Genomic DNA, 1636 nt, shown 5'->3' with positions numbered 1-1636 from the left:
AGCCTTGACGGCAGCACACCGGATCAAGCCTACTTCACCCCGCTGCCGCTCCGCACGGCAGCCTAACCCCGGCAGAGGCTCCACTTATCGACGCGGATATTCTGTTCAGACAACCGGGGCCAGCTCACTCCGTTGCTCCGCCCGCGTCACTTGGCGTACCAATCTCCGACACTCTAACCGGCTGGATAAAAGTTCGGTGCGGGCCATCGTAAACCGACGCAAGTACGCCAACGCCAGCATTGACTTCCACCTTCGAAAACATCTCAGACATAGGCGTATGCCTAGGCCATACAATCACGTTCGCTACCACGAGAGCATCGACAACCTCACACCAGCCGACGTCTACTTCGGTAGGGCCGAGGCGATCCTCGCCGAGCGAAAACGCATCAAACGCAACACCATCGCAAACCGCCGCTTGCAGCATCAATTGCGAGCAGCTTAAACTCTAACCCCTGATGAGCCAGAGCCTCCCTTCTCAAACCGCCTGATCGGTCTCAAATTATCTGACGACGGACAAATCTGATCTCCAATAAGCTCTCGGAGAATTTGAATGCGCTGTTCGTCCATTTGTAGCTCCCGCCCCACAGAACGGCACGTACTATTACGCCTTGGGTTCCCATTGCCGCCCAGCCAATCCTGGTAGCTACCTCTGCGACCTTTTTGCCGTACCCTGCCGGGCCTTATGGACACCCACGCAGGAGCGAGGGCCATGTACTTCCATCTATACCAGGACGCAAATCAGCAGTGGCGCTGGACGCTACATGCGCGCAATATGCGCAAGATCGCTGAGTCCGGCGAGGGTTATCACCGCAAGGTTGATTGCCTTGCGGCCATTGAACTCGTGCAGAGCACCGACCCCGACACGCCTATCCGCGAGTAATCCCACGTCTCTCATTCGATCAGGCTTTCAGACTTTCAGTTCGAGCGCATCATGCAGCCCATCATGCTCTCCCATGTCCCCTTAGAGCCTGACTCAAAATTGCATTGCTGTTTTTATCGCTGCGATGCGCCTTGTCATGAGTTGGACAGAGGCGAGGAAGAGCCAAGCAGTTGCGCTTTCGAGGGTTCGCTCGAAGTCCTTGGCCAATCTGCGGTTGCGGCCGAGCCGGCGAAGGTTCGTTCGACCACCCTGCGGCGCGGAAGCACCTCGAAGCCCTGTGCGGCGTCGGAGCGCTTGATGATCTCGACAGTCCACCGGCCGATCTTTTCCAGCACCGCCTTGAGCTTTTCGCCGGCATAGCCGCCATCGGCGAAGATATGGCGCAGCCAGGGGAAGCGGTAGCGAATGCTGCACAGGACATCTGGCGCGCCGTCGCGATCCTGGACGTCGGCAGCGTGAACGATCGCTCCGACCAGGAGCCCTTGGGTGTGGGTGACGATGGGGCGCTTTCGACCCTTGTAAATGTGCTTGAGCAGCAAAAGCCCGATCATGAAGCGGGTCTCGATGCCCGGCCTGCCGTTCTCGCTGTAGAGCGGAGCGATCTCGCGTTCGATCCAGTCCCAGTCGACTGAGCTGGCCCCGGTTGTCTGAACAGAATATCCGCGTCGATAAGTGGAGCCTCTGCCGGGGTTAGGCTGCCGTGCGGAGCGGCAGCGGGGTGAAGTAGGCTTGATCCGGTGTGCTGCCGTCAAGGCT

Annotated in this window: 1 protein-coding gene and 3 pseudogenes; 2 read left to right on the top strand and 2 right to left on the bottom strand. The window is 58.8% G+C overall.

Going from position 1 to position 1636, the window contains the following annotated elements; genetic code table 11:
• Positions 1-289: 289 nt before the first annotated feature.
• Together AC066S_RS38785 and AC066S_RS38780 are read left to right on the top strand one after the other, a co-directional pair.
• Positions 290-442 (top strand): annotated as a pseudogene (locus AC066S_RS38785) (IS3 family transposase); the annotation flags it as partial.
• 267 nt (positions 443-709) lie between these two features.
• Positions 710-880: a YegP family protein gene (locus tag AC066S_RS38780; RefSeq protein WP_135167629.1), complete on the top strand. Its 171-nt coding sequence runs from the start codon at positions 710-712 to the stop codon at positions 878-880.
• Positions 881-973: 93 nt separating this feature from the next.
• On the opposite strand, the pseudogene AC066S_RS38775 reads toward AC066S_RS38780, so the two are convergent.
• Both AC066S_RS38775 and AC066S_RS38770 read right to left on the bottom strand, forming a co-directional pair.
• Positions 974-1398, bottom strand: a pseudogene (locus tag AC066S_RS38775) (transposase); the annotation flags it as partial.
• A pseudogene (locus AC066S_RS38770) lies at positions 1399-1518 on the bottom strand (transposase); the annotation flags it as partial. It abuts the pseudogene before it with no gap.
• Positions 1519-1636: the final 118 nt, after the last annotated feature.

The organism is Bradyrhizobium sp. CFUWI, assembly GCF_056429085.1.
Note: the sequence above shows the minus strand (reverse complement) of the source record. Positions and strands in the feature narration are given on the sequence as shown.

Bases quoted from the DNA above. Each gene is read 5' to 3' on its own strand.
- AC066S_RS38780 (WP_135167629.1), top strand. From the start codon at position 710: ATGTACTTCCATCTATACCAGGACGCAAATCAGCAGTGGCGCTGGACG.